This window comes from Sphingobacterium sp. UBA6645 (assembly GCF_002455685.1).
Classification (GTDB): Bacteria; Bacteroidota; Bacteroidia; order Sphingobacteriales; family Sphingobacteriaceae; genus Sphingobacterium; species Sphingobacterium hotanense.
Map to the genome: position 1 here is coordinate 1 of NZ_DKLH01000091.1, position 3,751 is coordinate 3,751.

A 3,751-nucleotide genomic window follows, 5' to 3' on the forward strand; every position below is an offset into this window, starting at 1 on the left:
AAAGGAAGGATGCAAGGATGACCAGGATCATGTAGAAAGGATAGACTTGTATTTTTCATAGGAGACGTTTAGTGAAACGTCTCCTGTAGCACATTCCGTCCCTCCTTTATTCGCAAATTGTCTGATCCTGCCAATCCTTAAATCCTTCCTTTCCTGGTTCAGAAACAGCCGCTTTTTTTCTTTCAACGTGATCCTGCCAATCCTTGCATCCTTCCTTTCCTGGTTCAAAGACAACTTTCCCTTCATATGCCGTTCAAAACGATCCTGATAATCCTTGCATCCTTCCTTTCCTGGTTCAAAACAAAATTCCCTTTCTAAACCAAAGGTTCAAACAATCTTCTCCTCACTTATACGTTCAAAGCCCCCTCCAATACCCATAGCATATATCCACTATAGGTCTAAATACTAACTACTAAATACTAACTACTACTCAAATATTGCCTGAATTACCCCATACTCTAGCGTTGTATCCTGGGCGATAGTTTCTGCTATTTCCATCAGGTCTTGTGGGGAGATGATATTTTTGAGGCCGGCGTTGAACAAGCCTGTCAGAACTTGTGCGGCTTCGAGTTTTTCTGCTGGGTTGATGAGTGAGCTACCTAGGTAGAAATTTAATACGGAGCCAGCGTAGTCGCCAAAGAGTTCAAAGCTTAACGATTTCTTTTGCGATCTGAGATGGCTAAGGAATTTCTCGAAATCCCCTTGCAGCATATTCATTTGGGTAGCTGTTAACATAGCACAAAAATAATGATTAGAACCACGTTTTAAAATGGTATCAAAAAATCGGCGCACCATTCTTCAATGAAGAATATGTGCGCCGACAATTTAATTTAGAAAAAAACTTAACTTATTTTCTAACACTGATTGATACACGTCTGTCTTTGATACGATCAGATTCTGGTGCATTAGCCTCATATTTTGCTAATGAAGATCCATATCCTTCGGTATCCACTACTCTATCGCCCACACCCATCTTATCTAATTCCGCTTTCACTGCATCTGCACGCTCACCTGATAATTTCAAGTTGAATGCTTCATCACCTGTCTTATCTGTATATCCACCGATTTTCACTTTTACATCTGGATAAACTTTTAAGATAGCTGCAAGATTTTGCAATTGTGTCTGGCTATCCGCAGTAATTGTTGAAGTCCCTGTTTCGAAATTTAAGTTATCGAAGTCGAACCAACGATCTTTCAACTGGTCATCCGAAAATTGCTTATAGTCGCTTTTCAAGAATGCTACTAATTGATCTTCAATACCACCTTTGTACGCATTTAATGTGCTGTTATCTGGTAAAGTCACCATGATCGACTCGCGCACTGGTGCTGTGGTCACCGTATCGACGATGGTATCAACAGGCGCAACTGTCGAAGGGATGGTGTCGGTTGTAGCTGTTTCATTTTCACGGCTACATCCCTTTCCAAATAAGAACCAAAGCAATAGCAGCAACAATGGAATTAATAACCACCATAAACCACCGCCTTTTTTACGTTCCTCTTCACGGATATGTGCTACCGGGCGATCTTCGGCGCGGTTTTCCATACGTGTTACTGGTGGAACAATTGGATCGTCGACCACGACATCTCTAACGGGGTCTACGATAGGCTCGCGCTCAGAAGGCGGTGTTACCGGTCTTCCTTCCACAACACCCGGTTGCGAAAGCAATGAAGAGCCAAGAACGCCTAGATTCAATCCTGAAGGCAATGCGGCTAGGAAATCAGACTTGTTATTGTCCAATAATCCTGAGATACGGCTAGTATCCCAATCTGTACCATTCTTTGTTAAAGCTCCGATTACGCCGGGTAGTGCCGTTTTAAATAACTGCATAACCGAGCTTCCGTTCGTGTGAAGAAATCCGGAAATCGTTGCGATCACCTGATCTAACCCTCCACCGAAAATAGAAGATACCAGGTGGGATCCTTTTTCAGCATCTGCGGGATCATTATCCACTCTGTTCCAAACGGAACCCAGATCTGAGAAATTTATCTGTGAAAAATATTGTTTTAAAACATCGAAAATTCCACTTTGCTCCGACGGAGATTTGCTCTGCAATCCGAGGAATAAGGAAGGAATTACGGCGTCTAAACCTTTGCGAACGTTGTCTGACGACTCGCCGTGCTTAGCGGCTAGGTTGTCGAAGACCTGATCATTAAAATATGATCGAGCGGTTGTTAATAAACTATTTTCCATACTGTTTATATATTGATATGTTGAATTAACAAGCAGTGTAATATTTTTGTTTGCATGAAGACACATTATTAAATTAACCTTATATTAACATCCTAACCGTATTTTTGAAAAAAATCAAATATTATTACACATGATCAAAAGAAGTATAAGCTTTTTCTTTGCGTTTGTTTTATGCGTTGGATTGAGCTTTGGACAAAAACAACCGAAGTACATCTTCTATCTGATTGGCGACGGAATGGGCCTAAACCAAGTACAGGCAGCCGAGGTTTTTTTAGCGAGCCAGCAAAATAAAAACAGCACAGTACCACTGGTGTTCAGCACCTTCCCTTATGCAACGCATGCAACATCACATTCTTTATCGCATGGCGTAACAGATTCGGGCGCTGGAGGTACTGCATTAGCGGTAGGTTATAAAACAAAGAATGGCGTAATTGGTATGGATAGCGCTGGCGTGAAAGCATATGAAAGTATTGCATACAAAGCGAAGAAAAAGGGCATGAAGGTAGGTATCACAACGAGCGTAAGTATCGACCATGCGACTCCTGCTTCTTTCTTTGCAAACCAAAAAGACCGCGACATGTATTATGAAATCGGTCAAGATATCATCAAATCTAATTTCGACTTCTTTGCTGGTGCTGGATTCTTGAAGCCAGAAACCAATGCAAAAGGTGAAAAAGTAGCACCATTGATTCCGCAACTAGAAAAAGCGGGCTACACGATGTTGTACGGGATGAACGATTTCAACAAAGTGAAGAGCGGAAAAAACAAATTGATCTTGATGAACAATCAAGGTACTTCACCTGTGTCGTTGAAATTTGCGATCGACCAAGAAGCAAACGACATGAACCTTGCGAACATCACAGAAGCTGCGATTAAAACATTGAGCCAAGGAAACCAAGGTTTCTTCTTAATGGTTGAAGGTGGAAAAATCGACTGGGCATGCCACGCCAATGACGGTGCAGCAGCAATTCAGGAAGTACTAGATTTCAACAAAGCGGTTCAGAAAGCGTATGATTTCTATCAAAAACATCCGGAGGAAACATTAATCATCGTTACTGCCGACCATGAAACCGGTGGCATGGGTGTTGGCAATGGTGGTTCTACCCTTCGCATTAATAACATCAAGAATCAAAAAATTTCGCAAGAAGCGCTTTCAACAAAAATCAACGAGCTCCGCGAGAAAAACAATAGCGCATCTTGGGAACAAGTGAAAGCCTTATTGAGCGAGCAAACAGGTCTATGGAACAACGTAAAAGTCGGCGAAAAAGAAGAGAAAGAAATCTTCGCAGCCTACGAAAAGAGCTTCGTGAATCACCAAAACGAAACGGCAAAAAGCCTATACGCAAACAACGATAAAATTGCTTCCCTAGCAATCAACGCTTTAAACAAAGTGTCGTCTATCAGTTGGGCATCAGGAAGCCACTCAGCTGCATATATCCCGGTTTATGCAATCGGCGTAGGCGCTGAAAACTTCAGCCACAAGATGGATAATGTTGATATCCCAAGAACATTGGGGAAGGTTGCTGGTTGGGAATTTTAAGTTAGTATTTAGTAGTTAGT

Annotated in this window: 3 protein-coding genes; 1 reads left to right on the forward strand and 2 read right to left on the reverse strand. The window is 41.8% G+C overall.

The window, feature by feature from the left end:
* Window positions 1-426: 426 nt before the first annotated feature.
* Together B2400_RS16640 and B2400_RS16645 are read right to left on the reverse strand one after the other, a co-directional pair.
* Window positions 427-735 (reverse strand): hypothetical protein, encoded by a 309-nt coding sequence (locus B2400_RS16640; protein WP_293935111.1) that lies wholly within the window; start codon window positions 733-735, stop codon window positions 427-429.
* 112 nt (window positions 736-847) lie between these two features.
* Entirely contained in the window at window positions 848-2,191 is a 1,344-nt protein-coding gene (locus B2400_RS16645; RefSeq protein WP_293935113.1) for an OmpA family protein, read from the reverse strand.
* Window positions 2,192-2,321: 130 nt separating this feature from the next.
* Between B2400_RS16645 and B2400_RS16650 the strand changes: the two genes are divergently transcribed.
* Window positions 2,322-3,731 (forward strand): alkaline phosphatase, encoded by a 1,410-nt coding sequence (locus tag B2400_RS16650; RefSeq protein WP_293935114.1) that lies wholly within the window; start codon window positions 2,322-2,324, stop codon window positions 3,729-3,731.
* The last annotated feature ends 20 nt before the right edge of the window (window positions 3,732-3,751 follow it).

Excerpts from the sequence above, each read along its gene's own strand:
- B2400_RS16640 (WP_293935111.1), bottom strand. The coding sequence starts at position 735 with ATGTTAACAGCTACCCAAATGAATATGCTGCAAGGGGATTTCGAGAAA.
- B2400_RS16645 (WP_293935113.1), bottom strand. The coding sequence starts at position 2,191 with ATGGAAAATAGTTTATTAACAACCGCTCGATCATATTTTAATGATCAG.
- B2400_RS16650 (WP_293935114.1), top strand. The coding sequence starts at position 2,322 with ATGATCAAAAGAAGTATAAGCTTTTTCTTTGCGTTTGTTTTATGCGTT.